Raw genomic sequence first — 22,564 nt, 5'->3', positions numbered from 1 at the left:
CACTATGGCTGAGATCTCTGCACAAGCGGTGAAAGCTCTTCGCGAGAAGACGGGCGTGGGGATCATGGAGTGCCGCGCAGCCTTGATCGAGGCCGGCGGGGATGAGGAGAAGGCCATTGAGATCCTCCGCAAGCGTGGCCTGGCGGCGGCCAAGCGAAAGGAAGGACGAGCGACCGCCGAAGGAATCATTGGTGCCTATGTCCATCATGGGAGCAAGATCGGCGTCCTCGTCGAGGTGAACTGCGAGACGGATTTCGTCGCCCGCAACCCGGAATTCCAGCAGTTCGTCAAAGACCTAGCCATGCATATTTGCGCGGCCGAACCTCGATATATCCGCAAGGAGGATGTGCCCGAGGACGTGCTCGCCAAAGAGCGCGAGATCGCCCGCGAACAGGCGTTGGCTGACCCGAAGATGGAGGGGAAGCCCGAGCGCGTCCTGGAGCAGATCGTCGAGGGGCGCCTGGCGAAGTTCTATGCCGAGACGGTGCTTCTGGAGCAGCCCTTCATCAAAGACCCGAGCCGGACGATCTATCAATTGCTCGCGGAGTTGATCGCGAAGTTCGGGGAGAACATCCGCATCCGGAGATTCACGCGCTACAAGCTTGGCGAAGACTCGACGCTTTCGGCCGCGACCGGCTGAGCATCCGAAGCCCCTCCTTCGCGAGGGGCTTTTTTATAGGAGGCGGAGCGCATGACAACTCCAACGCCCATCTATCGGCGCATCCTGCTGAAGTTGAGCGGCGAAGTCCTCATGGGGGAGCAGAGCTACGGGATCGACCCGCAGGTCTTCCGCACGATCGCGGAGGAGATCAAGGAGGTCTATCTCCTGGGCGTGCAGATCGCCATCGTCATCGGCGGGGGGAACATCATTCGAGGGATCGAGGCGAGCGCGCAAGGGATGGATCGTACTTCGGCCGATCACATGGGGATGTTGGCGACGGTCATCAACGCTTTAGCCCTGCAAGATGCTTTGGAGAAACTCGGGGTGCCCACGCGCGTGCAGACGGCGATTGAGATTCGCGCCGTGGCCGAGCCATTCATCTTGCGGCGAGCCATTCGCCATTTGGAGAAGGGGCGCGTGGTGATCTTCGCCGCGGGGACCGGGAATCCCTACTTCTCCACTGACAGCGCGGCGGCGCTTCGCGCGCTGGAGATCAAGGCCGATGTGATCCTGAAGGCGACGAAGGTGGATGGCATCTATACGGCCGATCCGGCCATCTACAAAGATGCCGTGAAATTGGACGAGCTGACCTATTTCAACGTGCTGGAGCGGGGCTTGAAGATCATGGATGCGTCGGCCATCACGCTCTGCATGGATAACGCGATGCCCATCATCGTCTTCAATCTCAAAGTGCCGGGGAACATTCGGCGCGTCGTCCTCGGAGAGAAGGTCGGATCGCGGGTCGTCCCAGAGAGCGTCGCCGTCGGCCATCCTTCGGCGTCCGAAGAGCCCGTTCGATGAGAGGGAGGAGGATATGATCAAGGACGTCTTGAACAACGCCAAGACCCGGATGGATGCGGCGGTTGAAGATTGTCGGCGAAAGCTGGCCACCGTGCGAACGGGTCGAGCGTCGCCGAGTCTCCTCGATCAAATCACTGTGGAGTACTACGGCACCCCCATGCCGCTCACGCAAGTGGCCCAGGTGCATGCCCCGGAGCCCACACTGCTCACGGTCCAACCCTACGATCCCTCGCTGCTGTCAGCGATCGAGCGCGCTATCTTGACATCCGATCTCGGACTGACGCCCTCCAATGATGGGCGCCTCATTCGGATTCCCATCCCGCCGCTCACGGAAGAGCGCCGGCGACAGTTGGCGAAAGTCGTCGGGGAGATCGCCGAAGACCATCGCACGGCCGTGCGGAACATCCGGCGCGATGCCAACGAGCGCCTCAAGAAGATGTGCAAGGATAAGCTCATCTCCGAAGACGATGAGCGACGCGCTCTGGAAGAGGTGCAGAAGCTGACGGACGCTGCTATCGAGCGGATCAACGAACTGGCGAAGAAGAAGGAAGAAGAATTGCTCGGCCGTTGAGGGCTCACAATCGGCGCGCCGTGCCCGTGTTGGAAGCCGCACGCGTTCGCTCTCGTGCGGCGATGGGTTCGCAGGTGACCGGTTCATCGCTGAAGGAGGGAGGACTCACGAGCGCCCCTTCGACTTCTTTGGTGAAGACCAGACGCGTCGGATCCTTGGCGTCTACATCCACGATCACGACATCGCCCGTCTCGATTTGTCGCGTCGCCACCAAGTTGGAGAGCGGGAAGACCAGAAACCGTTCCAGCGCCCGCCGGAGATGGCGCGCCCCGTACTTGTAGTCGGTCCCTTCGCGGAGGAGAAGTTCCTTGGCTGCCTCCGTGCACGTGAAGACGAACGTCGGTGCGGAAGATCGCATGATCCGTTGCTGAAGCAGCTTCAGCTCGATCTCCAAGATCTGCCGCAGATGCTCCTCCTTGAGGGAGCGGAAGACGACGACCTTATCGATGCGATTCATGAACTCCGGGGAGAAGCGACGGCGAGCCGCCTCCAGTGCCGTGCGATAGATCTTCTGATCCACGAGGGAATCCTGCTGTCCGTGTTTGGGAGTGAATCCGATCCCGCCGGAGATCAGCTCGGCCATCTCCTTGGCGCCGAGGTTCGAGGTCATGATGATGATGCAACGGGAGAAGTCCACCTTGCGATTATCTCCGAGCGTGAGTGTCGCTCGATCCAGGATGCCCAACAGGAGCTGCCAGAGGGCGTCCGAGGCTTTCTCGATCTCATCGAACAGCACGAAGGTGAGCTTCAACGTCTCCGTGTGATACCGATCCAGGTTCTCTTGACTCAAAAGCGGCGGCGTCTCACGATGGCCGAGGTAACCGGGCGGCGAGCCGATCAGCTTAGCGATCTCGTGGCTGTGTTGAAACTCGGCGCAGTCGATCTTCACCAGGGCGTTGGGATCGCCGAAGAGGATCTCCGCACAGGCTTCGACAAGGCGCGTCTTTCCGGAGCCCGTCGGTCCTAGGAACAGGAGTGATCCGATCGGTCGTCCCGGCTGGCAGAGCCCGGAGAGATAAACCTGGTAGAGATTGGCCAGACGTCGCACGGCCCGATCCTGACCGACGATCCGCTCCAGGAGTTTTCGCTCGAACTCTTCCACCTGCGGGTGCCGCCGCTCTGGATTGAGCAAAACTCGCGTTGGCGCCGCCATGGCTGTCCTCCCTCGCCGTTGTCCTCGCGCTTCACCACCGCCTTAGACGTCGGCTCCGCGCGCGATGTTGCCTTCCCGAAGACGATTATAGGAGGAGCGATGCGAAGCTCGTCAAGAATTTGGGGACGAGTGCCCTCGCGATGACAGGTCTCTAGAGGGAGAATTTTTTTTCGCTTGACAACTCGCGGTCTTGTCTATAGTCTTTGCTACTCGCCGGTGCTCGGTCTCGCGAGTGCGCGGCTGCTCCGCGAAGGTGCGGAGTCGAAGAACCGATCGAAGGAGCTGAGCGAGTGCACTTACGAAAGCGACGAGGTAGGGGGTTGTGCGCCCGCGGCGCGAATCCCCCTGCAATGCCCAGGACATCAATTCACCCGAGGTCAAACTTTCGGCGGAGGAAATCCCTCTCTCGGGAGGAGCGGCGATGATCTACAGCTACGCGAACATTCCTGCACGAATTGCCGCGACAGGCTCGTACTTGCCGCAGCGCGTGATCACAAACTCGGAGATTCTCGGGCTCGAAGAATCGGATGGGCAGATTCGGCGACTCCTGGGAGCCGTGGAACGCCGAGCGGTGGATGAAGATGAAGCCTGCTCGGACATCATCGTTAAGGCAGCCCGGCGGATCTTGGAAACGGCCCGCCTCTCACCCGAGGAACTGGATCGCATCATCGTCAGTGCGACCCCGGGGGATTATCACGAGCCCTCGACAGCAAGCGTCGTTCAATACAAGCTCGGGGCTTATTGTCCGGCGGTGGACGTGGGCATGTCCTGCGTGGGATGGGTCGCCGGGATGGACTACGCCTTGCGCTGCATCGCCACAGGAGAACGACGCATCCTCGTCCTAGCAGGGACGATCGTCTCGCGCGGGAATCCCTTTCGCAATCCGATGCATCGCGCGATCTTCGGCGACGGCGCGGGCGGAGTCTTGATCGAGGCGGCTGATCGTGGACATTTCTTCTCGGGCGGGCTCTGGACTAAGGGGGAGTATTATGATGTGATCACCATGCCGCACGAGACGTCCTTGCCTTCGCCTCGTATCCCGCCCGAATACCGAGGGAGTTTCTACATGGGGCGGCGGGAGATCATGTTCGAGGTCTTGCGCAATAACTTGGGCGCCTGTATCGAGGGAGCGTTACAAGCCGCTGGGATCTCGCGCGAGGAGATTGACGTGGCGTTCATCCACCAGCCGAGCAAGCCGCTCTTTGAGGAGGCGGCGCGAGCAGCGGGCATCCCGCGCGAGCGCATCATCCAGGATTACGAGCGCTACGGGAATACGATCTCAGCAGAACTCCCCATCTCGCTCGATGAGAATGTACGTCATGGCCGCGTGAAGCGGGGGGATAAAATCCTGATGGTGACCTTTGGCGCGGGCTTCAATGCGGGTGTTTTGGTCTTCGAATATTGAGGCCTCTGCGGCGCTTGACGTCTGCATCGGTCCCCATGTCTGCCTATCCATCGGCCTCACCGATGGCCGATGAACGCACGATAGCGAGCATGCGCCGGTCACACAGCGGGAGATGTCGCGGGAGCAGCCTGCGAGAGAAAGCATGAGGGGGCGAATCCTCTTCGCGCCGGCTTCGACGGTTCTCGCCCATGCTGGACGTTGCCTGATGATCGCGCGCGAGCTGGATCGGCGCGGCCATCGCGTCCTCTTGGCGGGCGCGCCTCGCTTTCTCCGAGAGTGGGCGCTTGAGGTCCCTCGTCTCGGCTACGTCGAGCTGCCCGATATCCCAGCAGGCGAAGGGCTCGGCATCCTGCGGTCATTTTGGAAGAGACCCGACGAGCGATGGCTCCGTGCCCATGTGCGCGCTGAGTTGGAGTTGCTCGATCGCCTGCGGCCGGATTTGGTCGTCGTGGATTTTCGATTGACGATGTTCATCTCGGCCAGAGCACGGAGGGTCCCGATTGTTTCCCTTCTTGGAGGGCGGTGGCTTTATCCCTATGCGGCGAAGCCCTATCGAGCGTTTCGAACCGCGCCGGCCTTCTGGGTTCGGCGCCTGCTGGGCGAGCGAATGAGCGACATGGTAATCCCTTGGGGGTTCCGTTGGCTCCTGCGCTACAAGATTCGCCCCTATCGGCGCTTGCTCGCGCAATACGGCTTGGAGCCGAAGCGCGATTTGTGGGAGCTTTTTTTGGGTGACCTGAATCTGATTTTGGATAGCGAGTTTCTGGCCCCGACGCGTCCGTTGCCGGAGAACTTCGTGCGCGTTGGCCCAATATATTGGGAACCGTCGTCACCGGAACCGGAATGGCTGGCCGAGTGGACGAGCCAACGCCCCGTCATCTATGTGACGCTTGGGAGCACGGGTCATCCCGGGTTATTCCGACAGGTGCTGGATCTGCTCAGCCGCATGCCGTATCGCGCCATCTTGACGACCGGAGGACAGATCAGCTTTGCGCCCGGAGAGGTTCCAGAGAACGTGCGCGTTGAGCGGTTTCTGCCTGGGCGCCTCGTAATGGAGCGTTCGGATCTGGTGATCTGCCACGGCGGAGCCGGGACCCTCTATCAAGCCATCGCCGCGGGGACGCCGTGCTTGATCGTCGCCACGCACTTCGAGCAGGAGTTAATCGGACGGGAGATTGAGGAGCTAGGAGCGGGGCGGTTGCTCGCCCTTCCTGAGGTGTTAGCTGACCCGAAGCAGCTCGAGCAAACCTTGGAAGAAATGCTCGCGCATCGGGAGATCTATGCGCGGAACATGCAGCGATTGCAGCGCGCCCATCGCGACCTTGATGGAGTGAAAGCAGCGGCGACGACGATTGAAGCGTTTCTGAACGCTCGGCTCGGGAATCGCGAGCCCGTTGGTTTCTCAGCTCGATCCCCTCTTGGAGTGGAAGGAAGATGATGGAGATGCTCCTGTGGAGCAGCGCCGCGTTCTGGCTCATACTCTTTACGGTCGCGATGGTCCTCTGGAGATATCGGTTCGTGCTCTCTTCGGTGGCGCAGGGGTCGGCAGAAGCGGATTCCGAGTGGCCCTTGGTCTCGATCCTGGTCCCGGCGCGAAATGAGGAGCATCGAATTTTGCGCGAGGCCATTGGATCGCTATTGCGGCAAGATTATCCCCGATTGGAGGTTATTGTCGTCAACGATCGCTCGACGGATCGTACGCTGGATATCTTGAGAGAGATGGCGCGATCGGATTCCCGAATGCGCGTCTTGGATGGGGAAGAACCGCCTCCTGGATGGCGAGGGAAGCCGTTTGCGCTTCAGCAAGCATTAGCCATAGCGAGGGGAGAGTGGATCTTGGCCGTCGATGCCGACATCGTCGCGCACCCAGCGGCTGTGCGGACGGCATTGTCACTGGCGCGCGAGCGTCAGCTGGATGCGGTGTCCTTACTCCCCAAGTTCGAATACGTGAGCTTCTGGGATCGAGTCGTCGAGCCTCAAGCGTTGAACCTGTTGCGCTTGGGCATGCTCATCGCCGCTTGGCGAGAGAGGAAGGGGGGCCTTCGCCCATCTGAAGGAGGCCGGCGATGGCGTTCATTCCATCCGCTGGCTCTGCTGTCGGCGTATGTCGGCGATCCAGCGTTCACCATTGGCGCGTTCACGCTCATACGACGGAGCGCACTGGAGGAGATCGGAGGATACGCGGCGATTCGTGGGGAAGTGCTCGATGAAACGATCCTCGGGATACGGCTGAAGCAGCGCGGATATCGCGTCCTCGCGGTGGAGGGCGCTCCTCTGGTGCGCACACCGGCGCGCGCGACGCTCGCGGAGATCTGGGAAGCCTACAGTCGTTCGATCTGTTCGGCAGTTGGGCGGAGATGGCCGATCGCCCTTATCGGGGGAAGCATGCTCCTATGGCTCACCGTCTTTCCACCACTCGCGCTTCTTGGAACATTAGTGAGCGCGGGAGATCACGCTGCTTCTTTGGCCTTACCGGCAGCTATGGCTTACCTGGCAATGACCGGGCTGACCTTGCGCTTGAGCTGGGCGGATCGGCTGACGCCGCTCTCGGCGGGACTCGCTTTCCTCGGCTACGCCGTTTTCGCCGCCATTGCTTTCGCCGTACCATGGCGCCTCTGGTCCGGGGCGGGTGTCATGTGGCGCGGGCGGTGCGTCTACGGAGAACGGCGTGCGACGTCGCACAACGCGTGAAGAAGATGTATCGGGGCGAGGAGACGACGAGAAGTCGAGCTTATTTCGAGTACCTCACGGGGATGAAATATCCGCGATGGCTCGTGCGTTTGGTCTTCGCAGCGTTGGAGCGCTCGTTCCGACCTCATCTCAAGGAATTTCGCGGACGCGTCTTGGATGTCGGATGCGGCATTGGCCATTTCTTCCGCGTCTACCCGGAGGCCTTCGGCGTGGATCATAACTTCTACTGCGTGCGCTACTGCGTCGAACGAGGGTATCGGTGCGTGCAGAGCGACCTCTATCGCCTTCCCTTTCCGGCGGCATCGTTCGATGGCGTTCTCCTCTGCCATGTCCTGGAGCATTTGGAGGCGCCGGAGGTGGCGCTGGACGAAATCCATCGCGTCCTCAAGCCGGGTGGGGTGTTGAGCATTCGCGTGCCGACGGCGACGGGCTTCAAAGTGGATCGCACGCATAAGACCTATTTCGACTATCCGCGCCTTGTGCGCGCGCTCGTCCCGCGCGGATTCTCCATCCTGGCCAAGCGCTATTATCCGATCCCGTGGCGTTGGCTCGGCGAGTTGATCGTGTATAATGAGCTGCGCGTTCTCGCGATGAAGCGAGACGCGACGACGGCAAAAGGGCGATGAAACTTCGGCACAAAATCGCCGAATGGACAACGCGGCCTTCGCTCGTGCGCGCTTGGAGCATTGCGACAGCCGTCGTCAGAGCGCTCCGGGAGAGCCGGCTTTTATTCGTGGACGCGCGCGTGCGCCCGGTCCCGCGCTATGGCTATGGGAAGCCCCCCCATGCCGCGCTCTATGCATTTTTCGATCGGCAGCGGTCAGCATATCGAGAACGCTTGAAAAGCTTCCTGCGCTTCCAAGAAGACCTGTGGCGCATCCCCATGCTCGCATCCGATCCGGGAGAGCCGTGCTGGAGAGGGGGGAATCTCTGGATTCCGGCCTTAGACGCCGTGAGCCTTTATTCTCTCCTTCGCCTTTTCTCCCCGCGGCGATATGTGGAGATCGGCTCCGGCTATTCGACGCGCTTCGCGCGCCGGGCCATTCGAGATGGAGGGCTCGCGACGCGGATCATCGCTATAGATCCGCATCCGCGGATCGCCGTCGCCGCGCTCTGCGATGTCCTCATTCGCGAACGCCTCGAAGATCTGGATCCTCGGCTTTTTGACGAGCTAGAGAGCGATGACATCCTCTTCATTGACGGCTCGCATCGCTGCTTCATGAATTCGGATGTGACGGTCGTCTTCTTGGACGTCCTGCCCCGCCTGCGACGGGGGGTAATCGTGCAGTTTCACGACATCTTCTTGCCCTATGACTATCCTCCGAATTGGGGGAAGCGCTATTATTCGGAGCAGTATCTGCTGGCCGTCTGGCTGCTGGCGCGCGATCCGGGAATCGAGGTCCTCCTTCCGAATGCCTTCATCAGCCGGGATCCGGAGCTGTCGCGCGTGCTGGATCCCCTGTGGGAACATCCGCGGATGCGGGAGGTGAATCGAAATGGAGCTTCATTGTGGATTCGAATCGCATGAGCGGCAATTGGGGGTGAACAGCTCGATGCGTGCTCGTTCGGAAGGGCGGGCAAGAGAAGAGGCTTAAAAAAAGAGCTTCCCTAGGGAGCTGCAGGAGATGGAGTGAAAGGGCGATGAAGCTGAGGGGGGATCAAGAGATCGAAAAGCTTAATCGATTCGATCGCTGTTCCCTGAACGTCGCTTTTATCGTCGGGGTTTCTCGATCGGGCACGAGCATCCTGGGTGAACTGGTGGGGGCGCACCCCGATGTGAAGTACATTTTCGAGGCCTATGTTCCTTGGCGGATCGCCGGGCGTGGGGTGAACGGGTCGGATCGCTTTACGGCAGAGCAGGCGACTCCGATGGTTCGAACGTTCATTCGATGGTGGTTTCGCTGGCGCAAAGGCGACGCTCGCCTCATTGTGGAGAAGAATCCTCGGAACGTCCTGCGCATTCCCTTCTTGCGAGCCGTCTTTCCTGAAGCGAAATTCATCCATATTGTTCGGGACGGACGCGATGTGGCCTGTTCGCTTCTTCCGGGGATCGGAGGGCGTTGGTGGGCTCATGAGCGTCCACCTCAATGGCGCGATTTGTTCACCCGATATCAGGGGATCATCCGCTGTGCCCATGCTTGGCGCGAGATTATCCATATTGGATTGAACGATTTGGCCGATGTCCCGCACCTCCAGATCCGCTATGAAGACCTGGTGGCCCATCCCCAGGACGTCGCGCAACAGCTCTTCGCATATCTCGGTCTCCCCCTTCATCCGGAGGTCGTCGCATTCTCCGAGAAGATTCAAAACTCCACGATTGGCTCTTACCAAGCCCGGTATCAATCGGTTTGGTCGCGTCGGGATCACCGTCAGCGCGTCGGACGTTGGCGCGAGAACCTGAGCGACGAGATGCAGCGCGAAGTATTAGGGATTTTGAAACCCACGCTCGAGCTTCTCGGATATCTGCCATGACATCGGGCAAGCTCACGGCGACTCTCATTACTTCGATGTATAACGCGGGGCCAGCCGTACTGGAGGTGATCGACCGCTTATTTTTCCCGAGCCTTTTGCGAAACGGCTCAACGGATAAGCAACTGATCCTGCTCGATGATGCTTCTCCCCTGAGCCGGCAGACATTGGCCCTCGTGCAGAAATATGAGCCGGAGTTCCGTCGGGCGTTTGGCGATTATCAGTTCTTGCAGAACCCGCGGAATCTCGGCTTCGGGGGAAGTTACAATCGGGGGATGCGTCGCGCCGATGGCCAGGTGCTTGTGATTCTGAATGACGACCTCTATCTTCCCGAAGGTTCCTTGGACCGACTCCTCGAGGTCCTGAGCGAAGGGCCGGGGGTCGGGTTAGTGGGGCCGGTCACCAATTGGGTGACGGCTTATCAAAACACGCATTTATTTCCTCGGATCAAAGATCTTTCGCTCGAAGAGCAGGAGCGGATCGAGCGATTCGCTCTACGCCTCCGCCAACGTGTCGGGAAGCGCGCGATTCCCGTGGATCGGCTCATCGGATTCTGCTTGGCGATTTCCGGCGATCTCGTTCGGACGATTGGTTATCTTGATGAGTCGTTTGCGCATGGGCTCTTTGAAGACGATGATTATTGCCTACGCGCCCGCCGCGCGGGATTCCGACTCCTGCTCGATCTCTCGACCTTTGTCTACCACGGGGGACCTTCAGGCGGTGGGCTCTCCATGCGGCAAAACTTCCCTCGGACCGTGAAGTACGCCTTTCGTAACGGTCTTCGCTTCGCTCGAAAGCACGGTCTCTCCTATTGGGCTGTGCTTCGACAAAGTCTCGTCGGGTTGGTCCAATTTGCCTTCGACAAAAATACAGTGACAGCTCAACTCGAAGCCTACCTTCGAGATGGTGCAGGAAAGAACGATGCCTGAGCGCGATATCCTCCTCACAGGAGTTCCCCGATCCGGGACGACGCTCGCCTGCTGGCTGTTGAATCAGCTCCCCAACGTTCTCGCCTTGGTCGAACCAGGAATGGGGGTACGATTCTTCGTCGGGATGATGCGCGGGGACGCAAACGGGGTGTGCCGATCCGTTCGCCGATTCTTCGAGAAGACCCGAAGGGACATCTCGCTCTTGGGCTGTGCTCCTTCCCTTCATATTCGTGGAGGGATTCCTGCGAATGTCATGGAAGAGTATCGTTGGGGGAAACTCAGACGACGTGTGGCGACGCACGGAAAGATTCGTATCGAGAAGCCTCTTCCTCCCGAATTCTGGCTCGTCGTCAAGCATCCGGGGACATTCACGGCGCCCTTGGAGAGGCTGGCGCGCGATTTTCCTACGTATGCCATTATTCGTAATCCTTTAGCCGTGCTCGCCTCTTGGAATTCGGTCTCCCTTCCGGTAAATCGAGGTTATGCGCCTATGGCCGAGTTATTCGACTCTTCTCTCCGGCGGGCACTCGCTCGCATTCGGGATCGGTGGGAGCGGCAGCTCTATCTTCTCGGATGGTTCTTCGAGAAGTATTGGCGCGTACTTCCTGAGCGAGCTGTCCTGCGATATGAGGACATCATTGCGACGGGCGGGCGAGCGCTCCGTGCGATTGTCCCCGAGGCCGCTGAGCTAAACGTCCCTTTGCAGAATCGAAACGCGAGTTCGCTCTACGATGCCTCGCTCATGCGCGCTCTGGGGGAGCGCTTGCTCAAGACCGATGGACCGTATTGGCACTTCTACTCGCGGGAGAGCGTAGAACGGCTGATGGTCGAGGTTGAGCAATAATGCGCTTGGCTGTTGTGACCCGTTCGATAGATGCGGCGAGTCATCGCGTTTATCGAGAAAATGTGGAGCGCTGTCTTTCGGCCTTAGGAGTTCAAGTGATTCCGATTCGGAGATGGGGGCCGATCCCTCCTGAGTGCGATGCGGTGTGGGATCCTGGGTTAGGGATGCGACCGATCCCTCTCCTGCTGCGGGAGAGTTCCGTTCCCGTCATCGTGACGTTCCATGGCGCGCGCATCTTCTCACCGGTTTATGTCTCGGAAGCGGAATGGGTGATTGCCCGCCTCTACCATCCTTGGCTGAAGGCTCGACTTCAGCGGGATCGCGTGTGGTTTCGGGAAGTTGTGGCGGCGGTGATCGCGCCCTCGCAATTCGCTGCTCGGGAAGCCGCTGAGGTCTTCGAGGTCTCGCTGGAGAAGGTTCATGCGATCCCGCATGGGGTGGATCACGAGCTCTTCAGGCCGGATGGCGATGTCGCGTTGCGCGAACGTCCATATCTGCTGCATATCTTCGGCGGCAATCCGATGAAGAACACCGAGCGGATTCTGGCGGCGTATACGCGGCTCTCGGAAGCGCTTCGTCCGGATCTGATTGTGCTCTCGCCCGGGGACTGGCGTATTCTTCGGGAGTTTCGAATTCGGGGAGTGAAGATCATCCGTCGGCTTCTCCCGCAGCACGAGCTTGCCAAGTGGTATCGAGGCGCCCGAGCACTCGTCGCGCCCTCGCTGCGAGAGACATTCGGGCTCTCCATTCTCGAAGCCATGGCTTGCGGGTGTCCGGTGATCACCTCGAACCGCACGGGTTGCGCGGAAGTGGTGGGGGAAGCGGGATTGCTCGTGGATCCCTATTCGGTGGAGGAGATCGCCGAGGCGATGCGACGGTTGATTGAGGATGACGCCTTGCGCGAGCGTTTGCGAGAACGGGGCGTGGAGCGCGCTCGGATGTTCGATTGGAACCGATCGGCTGCCGAACACGTGCGGGTGTTTCACCGCGTCCTAGCGGGAGCAGCTTCGCCGCGTCACTGATCGCCAGTGGCGCGCGATCCTGTCCGCCATTTCTTTTCCCTCGTCCACGCGATACAATGGATCCCGTGCGAATTCCGAGCGAAGGAGCGTGAACCTTGCTGCGCGTCGGGATCATCGGGCTTCCGAACGTCGGGAAGTCCACGCTCTTCAACGCCCTCGTGCGCGGGCATGTGGCCGAGGTCGCGAGCTATCCCTTCTCGACGGTGGAGCGCAACGTCGGGATCATCGCTGTGCCGGATGAACGGCTGGCGCTGCTCGCGCGCGTGTATAGGACCTCGGCGACCGTCCCCTCGACGATCGAATTCGTGGATATCGCCGGTTTGGTGCGCGGGGCACATCGGGGCGAAGGCTTGGGAAATCAATTCCTCGCGCACATCCGCGAGATGGATGCCCTGGTCGAAGTCGTGCGGTGTTTCGAGGCCGAGAGCGTCGCGCACGTAGAAGGGGTGCTCGATCCGATCCGCGATATGGAGACGGTCGAGATGGAGCTGGCGCTCGCCGACCTGGCGACGGTGGAACGACGGAAGGAGAAGGCGCAACGGCAGGCGAAAGTCGGCGACAAGACGGTCGCCTTCGAGTTGGCGGTTCTGGAGAAGCTGGAGGCGGCCTTGAATGCTGGGACTCCGGTGCGCCGGTTGAGCCTTTCCGAAGAGGAGCGAGCCATCGTTCGGCAGCTTTTCCTTCTGACGGCCAAGCCGAAGATCTACGCCGCGAACGTCGGCGAGGAGGATCTCGGGCGCGAGACTCCATGTGTCGCGCGCGTGCGCGAGCAAGCGCGAGCGTGGGAGGCCGATGTGGTCGTCCTCTGCGCGCAATTGGAGGCCGAGTTGACCGATCTCACCGACGAAGAAGCGGCTGAATATTTAGCGGGTCTCGGCGTCACGAGCACGGGGGTGCGCGAGCTGATTCATGCCGCCTATCGGCAATTGGGGCTCATTACCTTTTTCACCGGCAACGAGAAGGAAGTGCGGGCTTGGGCCGTGAAGGCCGGGACGAAGGCTCCGCAGGCCGCCGGCCTTATCCATTCCGATTTCGAGCGCGGCTTCATCGCCGCCGAAGTGATCCCGTTCAAGGACCTCATCGCTGCGGGGTCCATCGCCAAAGCGCGCGAGCACGGATTGATCCGCTTGGAAGGGCGCGATTACGTCGTGCAGGAAGGCGACGTGATCTACTTCCGATTCCACGTCTCCTGAAAGCGATGGCGCCAACGACCTTTGCATCAATACACGCTGATCTCGCCTTCGATCAGCCGGCGCCAGAGGGAGGGGAGCTCATCGAGCTTCGCCATCGCCAGTTGGGAGGCGCGACCGCGCACGCCGCGCGTGAGCCGTCGCGCGCGCAGCTTCAGGTTCACGACCTGAGGTTTAGTGATCGGCCGACCGATTTGGCTGAGGATGTAGCAATACGCTTCCTCGACCTCCTCGATCTCTTCGAGGACCTGTTCGGCGATGCGTCGGGCCGTGATGTTGTAGAGCTTCCCCACGTGGCTGATGGGATTTTTTCCAGCCGTCGCCTCCAAGCTCATCGGACGAAAGGGCGTGATCAACCCGTTGACCCGATTCCCACGTCCCACTTGTCCATCGTCGCCGGCCTCGGCGCTCGTCCCCGTGAGCGTGAGGTAGATCGAACCCTTCGCCTCGTCGTCGGCGGGATTGACGTACACCGTGACCGGGCGATCCACAAGCTGCTCGGCGAAGTGCGCGATCTCGCTCCGAATCGCCTGCTTCTTCTCCCGATAGTCCGAGAGATCGCGGACGTGAGTGGAGACGAAGGCGATGGCGACCGTGAGCGTCAGCTCTTCTCCGCGTCGCATCCCCATCACCTTGATGTCCTCGCCGATCTCGGGATGAGTCGCCTTGAGCGGTTCCGAATTCAAGAATCGCTCCGTTTCGTAGACGACGCGTTCGAGCCGAGTCAGCGGGGCATAGCCGACGCCGAAGGAGGTGTCATTCGCGAGCGGTGTCGTCGCCGCGCGCTGGAAGAGGTCCACGAGGTCGGCGCTTCCCGGTCGGATCACGCATTGAAAGCGCATATGTCGCTCAGGATCGAGATGTCGGAAATGAGTTGCGATCCAACTCATTGCGGCCTCGCGATATAACTCCTCGATTGGGACGTGCCGATCGGCGACGTTGAGCGTCGCGCGCCCGACGAGGGTGAAAAGAATGGGATCGAGCATCTCTCCTCCGCCGAAGCGAGGGATCGTGCGCCCGCCGACGAGAAGTGCTTTATCGAGGTTGTAATGCAGGACGCGCCCGAATTCTCGCTCGTAATAGCGACAGAGGGCGACGCTCGTGGCTTCAGCGATCCCATCACATATCGTGTCCGGATGTCCTATCCCTTTTCGCTCGACGATCTCGACCTCCAACGCTTCGACCTTCGGAAAAGTCAAATGATCCACGACGATCATCGCTCGCTCCTTCGCGCTAAGGTTCACTAAACTGTATACCACGCCGAAAACCTTCGTCCAGGTCATACTCAGCATCATGGACGAGCGCGGTTTTTGCGGCGCGCGATGAGGGTGATAAACTGAGACGCTCGTCGCAAGGCGAAAGCTCATCTTCCGAAGGCCTTCGCGCCTTCAGGGAAAGGAGGAGATTGGGCGATGAACGCATTGCGATGGTGCGTTGGGATTTTCACCTTCGTGGCTGTCGCTATGGCTTTCTCCGATGGACCGGATCCCGGGTTCACGGGAGCCCCTGGGGAACAGACATGCGCGCTTTGCCACACGGGATTTCGTGTGAATCCCGACACTCGAGGTCGGGTGTCCTTGGAGGGCATACCCGTCGGCTATGTGCCTGGAGAGCGATATTTCCTGAAGTTGTCGGTGACGCATCCTGATTCAGATCGCCGGCGGTGGGGATTTCAACTGACGGCGCTCACCACTCCCGGGAATGCTCCAGCCGGGGAATTCCCCGTTGTCGGGGGGAATCGGGGATTGGCCGATCCACTCCGAACGCAACGAAAGATGGGCGGACCGGGAGGACAGCGGCAGTATATGACTCATACGGCGGAGAGCACCGAGGACTTCTCGAAACGAGGAGGAGAGAGCTGGCCGATCGCCTGGGATGCCCCGGCGACGGGAGCCACGGGAGTGACCTTTTATGCTGCTGGGAATGCCGCCAATGGAGACAGGAGCATCCTCGGGGACAGAATCTTCACAGCCTCGTTCCCGATCTCTGGAGCACTCCGTTTCCTTGAGGAGAGGATTCTCGCCACGCCCATCGCTCGTCCAATCCGGGCGTTCGCGTGGGGGGACTTCGATGGGAATGGGTTCCCCGACCTTTTCCTTATCGGGGAGGGGGTGTACTTCCTCTTCCGGAACGACGAGGGGCGACTCGTGGATGTGACCGACGCTTCCGGAATTCCGCGCGTCGGCGAAGGGCGCGCGGCCGCGTGGGCAGATTTCGATGGCGATGGGCGCTTGGACCTCTATGTCGTCAACGAAGGACAAGATTTTCTGCTGCGCCAGGAAGGAGGGGGACGATTTCGCGAGGTGGCGACCTCTTCGGGGATCATCGAGAATGCTCCTGGCCGTGCGGCTGCGTGGGGTGACTTCGATGGCGATGGGCGTTTGGACCTTTATGTCGTCAACGATGGGCAAGATGTCCTCTATCGGAACGACGGGGGAGGGATGTTCGTCGCGCTCGATCCGCGCTCGGCTGGGCTTGTTGAGGATGCGAAAGGGCGCGCTGCAGCGTGGGGAGATTTTGACGGGGACGGACGCTTGGACCTTTACGTGGCGAATGAGGGGCCAGATTTCCTCTATCGTAATCTCGGAGGTGGGAGATTCCAAAATGTCGCGCCGGCGGCTGGCATCGTGCAAAGGGGAATCAGCACGGCTGTCGCGTGGTTCGACTTCGATGGCGATGGGCGATTGGATCTCTTCGTGGTTCGGGAGGGACAGGACATTTTGTACCGCAATCGCGGTGATGGGACGTTCAGCGTGGTGGATCCTGAGGTCGCCGGATACGCGAATGCGGGGAGTGGTGGCGTGCTCGCCGTCGCCGATTTCGATGAGGATGGTCGCACGGATGTCTTCGTCGCGAAGGCGGGGGGGATCTTCCTCTTCCGCAATCGGGGCGATGGGACGTTCGGTCGGATCGTGGGGCGGCCTGGATTCGCGATAACGCCTGTCTCTGCTCCTCGCGGAGCGGCTTGGATAGATTTCGATCGGGATGGGCGGCGGGATCTCTTCCTCGCCGATGAGGGAGGGACGCACGCTCTTTATCGGGGGAGAGTCGGCGGATGAACTTGCCCGCAGCTTCCACCTCGTCGGAGACGATCGCGCAATGCATGAGCGCACCGACGCCATCGCGCTGCGCCGCCTCCGATGACTGCGCTCCTGCCTTCACCTGCTTTGGCGTCGGGAATTCTTGAAGCGACACGGGGGATTTGGTATCGTATCGCCCGTGATTGCGGTCGAGGAGGCGCAAGCGATCATTCTGCAAAACGTCGCCCCGGTCGGTGAGGAGACGGTTCCACTGGCCGAGGCTCTGGGGCGCGTGTTGCGTCAGTCGGTCCGCGCGGACATGGATCTTCCCCCTTTCGATCGCGCGATGATGGATGGCTATGCTGTGCGGGCTGAAGACACGGTGAGAGTGCCCGCGCGCTTGCGCGTCGTGGGAGAAGTGCTAGCTGGGGGAACGTTCTCCGGTGCGATCGCTCCGGGCGAGGCGGTGAAGATCATGACGGGAGCTGTCGTCCCGCCTGGGGCGGATGCCGTCGAGCGGGTTGAGAAGACGGAGCGCGAGGGGGAATGGGTGATCCTCCGGGAACCTGTTCGGGCGGGACAGCATATCACGCGACGCGGGAGTCAGGCGCGGGAAGGAGAGCTGCTGCTCGAGCCAGGGATTCGCATCGGTCCGGCGGAGATCGCTGTCCTCGCCTCCTTCGGTCATGCGACGGTTCGCGTCGCGCGTCGCCCGATATTGGGCGTGCTCTCGACCGGAAGCGAATTGGTGGAAGTCGGCGCGCGTCCTTCGCTCGCTCAGATTCGAGATTCCAATAGTCCGACGCTTTATGCTTGCTTGACGATGGAAGGAGTCGCGGCCTATCCCTTGGGGATCGCGGCCGACGATCTCTCGCAGATCGAATCCTCCATCCGTTCCGCTCTGGAGCGCTTCGAGGGACTGCTCATCACGGGCGGTGTCTCGATGGGTGAAGCCGATCTGGTGAAGGTCGCCTTGCGGCGAATCGGCGCGCGCGTATTTTTCGAGCGCGTGCGCCTTCATCCGGGTAAGCCAACGTGTTTCGCGCTCTTCGAGGGGAAGCCGGTCTTCGCCTTGCCCGGCAATCCCGTCTCCGTCGTCGTGACGTTCCTCCTCTTCGTCCTTCCGGCGCTTCGTCGGATGCTGGGATGTCGAGAAGAAGGCCTTCCTCTCCTTGAAGCGACGGTGAGCGAGGAGGCCAAGCATTCGCCCGAGCGGCGGAGTTATTTGCCGGCTTTCGTCTGGTTCGCCGACGGGCGAGCGTTCGTTCGCCGCGTCCCTTGGGAGGGGAGTTCGGATCTCGTGGGATTCGCTCGCGCGAACGCGCTGCTCATTGTCCCGGAGGGGGTGGCGTCGGTGAAGGCGGGTGAGCGCGCGCGCGTACTCTTCTTGCCGTGGGGAGCACGATCGTGAAAGATCTCACTCACGTGGATGCCGAAGGGCGAATTCGAATGGTTGATGTGAGCGCGAAGCCCGTGACCGAACGACGGGCCGTGGCGAGCGGCTTCGTGCGCATGCGCGAGGAGACGTTGCATGCCATTCGAGAGCGACGGACGCCGAAAGGCGATCCACTGGAGGCAGCGCGCTTGGCCGGAATCCTCGCGGCCAAGCGGACGGCGGAATTGATCCCCCTCTGTCATCCGCTGCCGCTCACGCATGTGGAAGTCGAGACGGAGTTGAGAACGAACGGCGTTGCCCTCACGGCCTCGGTGGCGACGACGGCGCAAACGGGCGTGGAGATGGAGGCCCTTGTGGCCGTGAGCATCGCCGCGCTCACGCTCTACGATATGTGTAAGGCCATGGATCGGGAGATGACGATCACAGATATTCGCCTGGAGCGAAAGACGGGGGGGATGTCGGGGGATTATGTGCGACAGGAGAATGGGTGAGTCGCTCCCTCGTTCGATGGCCAACGCATGACATCGCTTTGAGGCGAAGAGGATGAAGCGGGCTGTTTTGAAGAATGCGAATGCGCTCGTCCGAAAGATCGCCGGGTTGATCGTGGCGAGCGGCGTGCTTTTCGAATGGGGCGTCGGAGTGGGATGGGGACAGCAAACGACGCCTCCGACGATTGATCTCGGCACGCAGGGTGCTATTCACGTCACCCTTAACGGAGCGTCGAGCGGCGATCGCTTAGAGATCATTCGTGTGGCCGATGTCAACGGCGATGGCGTGGATGACGTTGTGGTCGCCGCGCGTTTGGCCAATGGGCCGGAGGGCTTCCGATTCGATGCCGGCGGCGTGTTCATCGTATTGGGAGGGGTGGATTTGATTCGCAGGACGACGCGGGACTTGAACGATCGCGCCGATATTGTGATTCATGGAGCAGACCCGAACGATCGCATGGGCACGTCGCTCGCTGTCGGAGATGTCAACGGGGATGGTATCGCGGACATCATCGCGGGCGCTCCGGGAGCGGATGGGCCGGGCGAGATGCGATCGAGCGCTGGAGAGATCTACGTCATCTTCGGAGGACCGCATCTGACGCGCGGGACCATACGCGATATGGCGGGATTGGTCGCACCTGGAGCCGACATGGTGATCTTCGGACCGGAACCGACGGCTTCGTTGGGGTCCTCGCTCGCCGTCGGAGATGTCAATGGGGACGGTATCGCGGACATCATCGCGGGAGCGGCGACAGCCTCTCTGCCGCGAGGCGAACGCCTCTTCGCCGGAACGCTTCATGTGATCTTCGGCGCGCGCGACTTCGCGAGCGGTTTGGCCCGTGACTTGGCCGATCCGGCGGGCGCAGACGTGACGATTCTGGGGCCCAGCTTGCTCAGCTTCTTCGGATTCCAAATTGCCGTCGGGGACGTGAACGGCGATGGCGTGCCCGACATTGTGGCGAGCGCTCCGTTGGCGGATGGTCCGCAGGGCGATCGGTCCGAAGCTGGGGAAGTCTACGTGATCTTCGGGGGAGGACAGTTGGTCCGCGGGACTGTGCGCGACATCGCGCCCGGATCGGCTGCGGGACCAGACGTGCGGATCTTCGGTGCGACGGCGCAAGACCTATTGGGCTACGCGCTGCTTCTGGCCGATGTGACTGGGGACGGTATCCTCGATCTCGTCGTGAGCGCGATCCAAGCGGATGGGCCTGAGGAGAAGCGGCCGGATGCAGGCGAGGTGTACATCTTCTTCGGAGGAGCGACGCTCGCTTCCTCGACAGCGCGAGATGTCGCCGCGACGGTCGCTCCGGCGCCAGATGTCGTGCTCTATGGGGCCGAGCCCTTCGATGAATTCGGCGTAGCGCTCGCTGCAGGGGATTTGGATGGGAATGGCATTGCGGATCTCATGGTCGGTGCTCCCGCAGGAGATGCCAAGGAGAATCAAAAGATTGATGCGGGCGAGATCGCGGCCTTCTTGGATCAAAACATCTCCCGAAGGGGCACGACGCGCGATGCTGGGCAACCGGACTTCATCGTCTTCGGCGCCAATAACGGAGAGCGCGCGGGAAGCTCCATCGCCTTCGGCGATGTGAACGGGGATGGAGTGCCCGATCTTCTGGTGGGCGCTCCGGAAGGAGGAGGCGTTCGCTTGAGCGCCGGATCGGTGTACATCGTCTTCGGTCCCTTGATGCCCTCTGGGGGAGGAGGATGAAGGCGGGCGACGTCCACAGATGCTCACCGAGGAGGATCCGTATGCTCAACCGAATGCCGAGATGCGCGAAAATCCTCGCTCTCGTGAGCGGATGCCTCATGGGACTCTCTCACGGCGGGATGATGCTCCGCGCGCAAGAGGCGCGCCTATTGATCATCGAGACGATCGCCGGCGGAGGCGTTGGCGAGGGGGAAAGCGCGTTGCAGGCCATGTTGGCTTCGCCCTCGGGGATTCTCCTGACGCCGGAAGGCGAGCTGTTGATCGCGGACACCGAGAATCATCGCATTCGTAAAGTGGAGCGCGCTGGGACGATCATCACGATCGTCGGGAGTGGGGTCAAAGGATTTGGAGGTGATGACGGACCGCCGGATAAAGCGCAACTCTGGTCGCCGCGCGGTCTGGCCTTCGATCAGAATGGGAATCTGCTCGTCGTGGACACGGCGAACCACCGGATTCGTCGGATTGAGCGCAGGGAGAATGCCCTCATCATCACGACGATTGCGGGAACGGGCTCGTCGGGCTTTGGCGGAGATGGGGGATCGGCCAAGAATGCGCAGCTCAGCAATCCGCGCGGAGTGGCCGTGGACGCTGCCGGAAACATCTATATCGCCGACACGGGCAATCATCGGATTCGAAAGGTTGACGGCAGCGGGAACATCTCGACGGTCGCTGGCGATGGCACGCGCGGATTTGGAGGCGATGGGGGGGCCGCGACGGCAGCGCGATTGAATTCGCCGGTGGCCGTGGCCATTTCTCCTTCGGGCGACCTCCTCATCGTGGATGCCGGGAATCATCGCATCCGCAAAGTCTCCGGGGGAACGATCACGACGATCGCCGGAACGGGGCTGCCGATGTTCTCCGGAGATGGGGGACCGGCCGCACAAGCGAGTTTGAACGTCCCCATGCATGTGGTCTTCGACAACGCGGGAAATCTGTACGTGGCCGATTCCGGGAACAATCGCGTGCGCAAGATTGATCCCTCGGGAGTGATCACGACGGTGGCCGGAAGTAGCGCTCGGGGGTTCTCTGGAGATGGAGGAAGCGCTCTGCAAGCGCGATTGAATATGCCAGTGGCGCTGGCTCTGGGGGATGATGGAACGCTCTTCATCGCCGATTCCGGGAACAATCGCGTGCGGGCTGTGGATCCACAAGGGGTGATTCGCACGGTCGCCGGAGGGGGGATCGGAGATGGGGGAGATCCGCGCCAGGCGACGCTCAATCTGCCGTATGGGGTGGCCGTAGACAAGCGAGGTCGCCTCTACATCGCCGATACAGAGCATCATCGAATTCGGCGCCTGACGCTGGGCGCGGAGAATCCGCGCATTGAGACGATCGCGGGCACGGGCCTCTCGGGATACAACGGCGATGAACGGCCAGCCATTGAAGCGCGATTGAATTTCCCCCGTGGTCTTGCGGTGGATGCGGAAGGGAACCTCTATATCGCCGATACGTTCAATCACCGCGTGCGCAAGATCACTCCCGACGGTGTGATCACGACGGTCGCGGGAACAGGACGAGCGGGATTCTCGGGAGATGGGGGCTTGGCCACACGCGCCGAGCTCCGGTTGCCATTAGCGGTCGCCGTGGATGCCGAGGGTCGGCTCTATATTGCCGACGCGGGGAACAATCGAGTGCGCCGCGTGGAGTTAGACGGTACGATCACGACGATCGTGGGGACGGGGAAACGAGGGTTCGGGGGAGATGATGGTCCGGCCATCGCTGCCGCACTCGATACCCCGGCGGCGCTTGCCTTCGATAAGGACGGCCGCTTGCTCATCGCCGATGCGGGCAATCATCGTCTGCGGCGCGTGGATCTCTCTTCGGGCACTATCGTCACGATCGCGGGGAAGGGGACGCCGGGTTCGGGCGGCGATGGCGGTGCCGCCAAAGAGGCCGAGTTGAATACGCCGAGCGGGCTCGCCGTGGATGCCGAGGGGACGGTCTACATCGCCGATTCTGGGAATCACCGCGTGCGAAAGATCGGCTCCGATGGGAACATCAACACGGTGACCGGAGGGGGGACGGCCGGATTCGGTGGCGATGGCGCACTCGCGACTGCGGCGACGTTGAATTTCCCAACGGGATTGGCGATCGCTCCGGATGGGCATCTGGTGATCGCCGATACGTTCAACCACCGCGTGCGGAAATTGCGGCCGCAGCCGGAGCAGCCATCAGAACCTTAGCCGCTAAAGACGGGGCCGGAGTCTTCCCGC

General features: G+C 61.2%; 20 protein-coding genes. 18 read left to right on the top strand and 2 right to left on the bottom strand.

Annotated features, from left to right (window positions below; translation table 11 throughout):
• Nucleotides 1-4: 4 nt before the first annotated feature.
• Genes tsf through frr form a run of 3 tightly spaced genes read left to right on the top strand, consistent with a single transcriptional unit; the run spans nucleotide 5 to nucleotide 2,033 of the window.
• Nucleotides 5-640, top strand: coding sequence for a translation elongation factor Ts (gene tsf, locus NZ746_10050; protein MCS6817706.1), 636 nt, complete (start codon nucleotides 5-7; stop codon nucleotides 638-640).
• Nucleotides 641-691: 51 nt separating this feature from the next.
• On the top strand, nucleotides 692-1,462 hold the full coding sequence (pyrH, locus tag NZ746_10045) for a UMP kinase (GenBank protein ID MCS6817705.1): 771 nt from the start codon (nucleotides 692-694) through the stop codon (nucleotides 1,460-1,462).
• A gap of 13 nt (nucleotides 1,463-1,475) precedes the next feature.
• Nucleotides 1,476-2,033, top strand: a complete 558-nt coding sequence (gene frr / locus NZ746_10040) for a ribosome recycling factor (GenBank protein ID MCS6817704.1) — start codon at nucleotides 1,476-1,478, stop codon at nucleotides 2,031-2,033.
• A 4-nt stretch (nucleotides 2,034-2,037) separates the two neighbouring features.
• Here frr and NZ746_10035 read toward each other — a convergent pair whose 3' ends face one another.
• Nucleotides 2,038-3,186 carry an AAA family ATPase gene (locus tag NZ746_10035; protein ID MCS6817703.1) on the bottom strand — a complete coding sequence of 383 codons (1,149 nt, stop codon included), beginning with the start codon at nucleotides 3,184-3,186 and terminating at the stop codon, nucleotides 2,038-2,040.
• Between the two features lie 421 nt (nucleotides 3,187-3,607).
• On the opposite strand from NZ746_10035, the gene NZ746_10030 reads away from it, so the two are divergent.
• The 10 genes from NZ746_10030 (at nucleotide 3,608) to ychF (ending at nucleotide 13,739) form a co-directional block, all read left to right on the top strand.
• Nucleotides 3,608-4,591, top strand: coding sequence for a ketoacyl-ACP synthase III (locus tag NZ746_10030; protein ID MCS6817702.1), 984 nt, complete (start codon nucleotides 3,608-3,610; stop codon nucleotides 4,589-4,591).
• Nucleotides 4,592-4,733: 142 nt separating this feature from the next.
• On the top strand, nucleotides 4,734-6,029 hold the full coding sequence (locus NZ746_10025) for a glycosyltransferase (GenBank protein ID MCS6817701.1): 1,296 nt from the start codon (nucleotides 4,734-4,736) through the stop codon (nucleotides 6,027-6,029).
• A complete protein-coding gene (locus NZ746_10020) occupies nucleotides 6,026-7,282 on the top strand; it encodes a glycosyltransferase family 2 protein (GenBank protein MCS6817700.1) in 1,257 nt (418 codons plus the stop codon). The genes NZ746_10025 and NZ746_10020 overlap by 4 nt, the downstream gene beginning before the upstream one ends.
• A complete protein-coding gene (locus tag NZ746_10015) occupies nucleotides 7,240-7,908 on the top strand; it encodes a methyltransferase domain-containing protein (protein ID MCS6817699.1) in 669 nt (222 codons plus the stop codon). The genes NZ746_10020 and NZ746_10015 overlap by 43 nt, the downstream gene beginning before the upstream one ends.
• Entirely contained in the window at nucleotides 7,905-8,810 is a 906-nt protein-coding gene (locus tag NZ746_10010; GenBank protein ID MCS6817698.1) for a class I SAM-dependent methyltransferase, read from the top strand. The genes NZ746_10015 and NZ746_10010 overlap by 4 nt, the downstream gene beginning before the upstream one ends.
• Before the next feature lie 113 nt (nucleotides 8,811-8,923).
• Nucleotides 8,924-9,754, top strand: coding sequence for a sulfotransferase (locus NZ746_10005; GenBank protein MCS6817697.1), 831 nt, complete (start codon nucleotides 8,924-8,926; stop codon nucleotides 9,752-9,754).
• Nucleotides 9,751-10,680: a glycosyltransferase family 2 protein gene (locus tag NZ746_10000; GenBank protein MCS6817696.1), complete on the top strand. Its 930-nt coding sequence runs from the start codon at nucleotides 9,751-9,753 to the stop codon at nucleotides 10,678-10,680. The genes NZ746_10005 and NZ746_10000 overlap by 4 nt, the downstream gene beginning before the upstream one ends.
• Complete coding sequence (locus tag NZ746_09995; protein ID MCS6817695.1) at nucleotides 10,673-11,524, top strand: sulfotransferase; 852 nt, start codon at nucleotides 10,673-10,675, stop codon at nucleotides 11,522-11,524. Before NZ746_10000 ends, NZ746_09995 begins: the two co-directional genes overlap by 8 nt.
• Nucleotides 11,525-11,619: 95 nt before the next feature.
• Entirely contained in the window at nucleotides 11,620-12,546 is a 927-nt protein-coding gene (locus NZ746_09990) for a glycosyltransferase family 4 protein (protein MCS6817694.1), read from the top strand.
• A 95-nt stretch (nucleotides 12,547-12,641) separates the two neighbouring features.
• On the top strand, nucleotides 12,642-13,739 hold the full coding sequence (ychF, locus tag NZ746_09985; protein ID MCS6817693.1) for a redox-regulated ATPase YchF: 1,098 nt from the start codon (nucleotides 12,642-12,644) through the stop codon (nucleotides 13,737-13,739).
• A 26-nt stretch (nucleotides 13,740-13,765) separates the two neighbouring features.
• Here ychF and NZ746_09980 read toward each other — a convergent pair whose 3' ends face one another.
• On the bottom strand, nucleotides 13,766-14,953 hold the full coding sequence (locus tag NZ746_09980; protein ID MCS6817692.1) for a methionine adenosyltransferase: 1,188 nt from the start codon (nucleotides 14,951-14,953) through the stop codon (nucleotides 13,766-13,768).
• 195 nt (nucleotides 14,954-15,148) lie between these two features.
• Between NZ746_09980 and NZ746_09975 the strand changes: the two genes are divergently transcribed.
• From NZ746_09975 to NZ746_09955, 5 genes are all read left to right on the top strand, one after another.
• Entirely contained in the window at nucleotides 15,149-16,795 is a 1,647-nt protein-coding gene (locus NZ746_09975) for an FG-GAP-like repeat-containing protein (GenBank protein ID MCS6817691.1), read from the top strand.
• A gap of 124 nt (nucleotides 16,796-16,919) precedes the next feature.
• On the top strand, nucleotides 16,920-18,167 hold the full coding sequence (locus NZ746_09970) for a molybdopterin molybdotransferase MoeA (GenBank protein ID MCS6817690.1): 1,248 nt from the start codon (nucleotides 16,920-16,922) through the stop codon (nucleotides 18,165-18,167).
• Nucleotides 18,164-18,643 (top strand): cyclic pyranopterin monophosphate synthase MoaC, encoded by a 480-nt coding sequence (moaC, locus tag NZ746_09965; protein ID MCS6817689.1) that lies wholly within the window; start codon nucleotides 18,164-18,166, stop codon nucleotides 18,641-18,643. The genes NZ746_09970 and moaC overlap by 4 nt, the downstream gene beginning before the upstream one ends.
• 52 nt (nucleotides 18,644-18,695) lie before the next feature.
• Entirely contained in the window at nucleotides 18,696-20,351 is a 1,656-nt protein-coding gene (locus tag NZ746_09960; GenBank protein ID MCS6817688.1) for a VCBS repeat-containing protein, read from the top strand.
• Nucleotides 20,352-20,392: 41 nt separating this feature from the next.
• Complete coding sequence (locus NZ746_09955) at nucleotides 20,393-22,534, top strand: hypothetical protein (protein ID MCS6817687.1); 2,142 nt, start codon at nucleotides 20,393-20,395, stop codon at nucleotides 22,532-22,534.
• Nucleotides 22,535-22,564 lie beyond the last annotated feature (30 nt).

The sequence above is a fragment of the Blastocatellia bacterium genome (assembly GCA_025055075.1).
In the GTDB taxonomy this organism is placed as follows: domain Bacteria; phylum Acidobacteriota; class Blastocatellia; order HR10; family HR10; genus HR10.
This window is presented reverse-complemented; position numbering and strand designations above follow the sequence as displayed.

Excerpts from the sequence above, each read along its gene's own strand:
- NZ746_09960 (MCS6817688.1), top strand. The coding sequence starts at position 18,696 with ATGAAGCGGGCTGTTTTGAAGAATGCGAATGCGCTCGTCCGAAAGATC.
- NZ746_09980 (MCS6817692.1), bottom strand. The coding sequence starts at position 14,953 with ATGATCGTCGTGGATCATTTGACTTTTCCGAAGGTCGAAGCGTTGGAG.
- NZ746_10035 (MCS6817703.1), bottom strand. The coding sequence starts at position 3,186 with ATGGCGGCGCCAACGCGAGTTTTGCTCAATCCAGAGCGGCGGCACCCG.
- NZ746_10010 (MCS6817698.1), top strand. The coding sequence starts at position 7,905 with ATGAAACTTCGGCACAAAATCGCCGAATGGACAACGCGGCCTTCGCTC.
- NZ746_10020 (MCS6817700.1), top strand. The coding sequence starts at position 6,026 with ATGATGGAGATGCTCCTGTGGAGCAGCGCCGCGTTCTGGCTCATACTC.
- NZ746_09995 (MCS6817695.1), top strand. The coding sequence starts at position 10,673 with ATGCCTGAGCGCGATATCCTCCTCACAGGAGTTCCCCGATCCGGGACG.
- NZ746_10025 (MCS6817701.1), top strand. The coding sequence starts at position 4,734 with ATGAGGGGGCGAATCCTCTTCGCGCCGGCTTCGACGGTTCTCGCCCAT.
- tsf (MCS6817706.1), top strand. The coding sequence starts at position 5 with ATGGCTGAGATCTCTGCACAAGCGGTGAAAGCTCTTCGCGAGAAGACG.
- NZ746_10005 (MCS6817697.1), top strand. The coding sequence starts at position 8,924 with ATGAAGCTGAGGGGGGATCAAGAGATCGAAAAGCTTAATCGATTCGAT.
- NZ746_09955 (MCS6817687.1), top strand. The coding sequence starts at position 20,393 with ATGCTCAACCGAATGCCGAGATGCGCGAAAATCCTCGCTCTCGTGAGC.
- pyrH (MCS6817705.1), top strand. The coding sequence starts at position 692 with ATGACAACTCCAACGCCCATCTATCGGCGCATCCTGCTGAAGTTGAGC.
- NZ746_10000 (MCS6817696.1), top strand. The coding sequence starts at position 9,751 with ATGACATCGGGCAAGCTCACGGCGACTCTCATTACTTCGATGTATAAC.
- NZ746_09975 (MCS6817691.1), top strand. The coding sequence starts at position 15,149 with ATGAACGCATTGCGATGGTGCGTTGGGATTTTCACCTTCGTGGCTGTC.
- NZ746_10030 (MCS6817702.1), top strand. The coding sequence starts at position 3,608 with ATGATCTACAGCTACGCGAACATTCCTGCACGAATTGCCGCGACAGGC.
- frr (MCS6817704.1), top strand. The coding sequence starts at position 1,476 with ATGATCAAGGACGTCTTGAACAACGCCAAGACCCGGATGGATGCGGCG.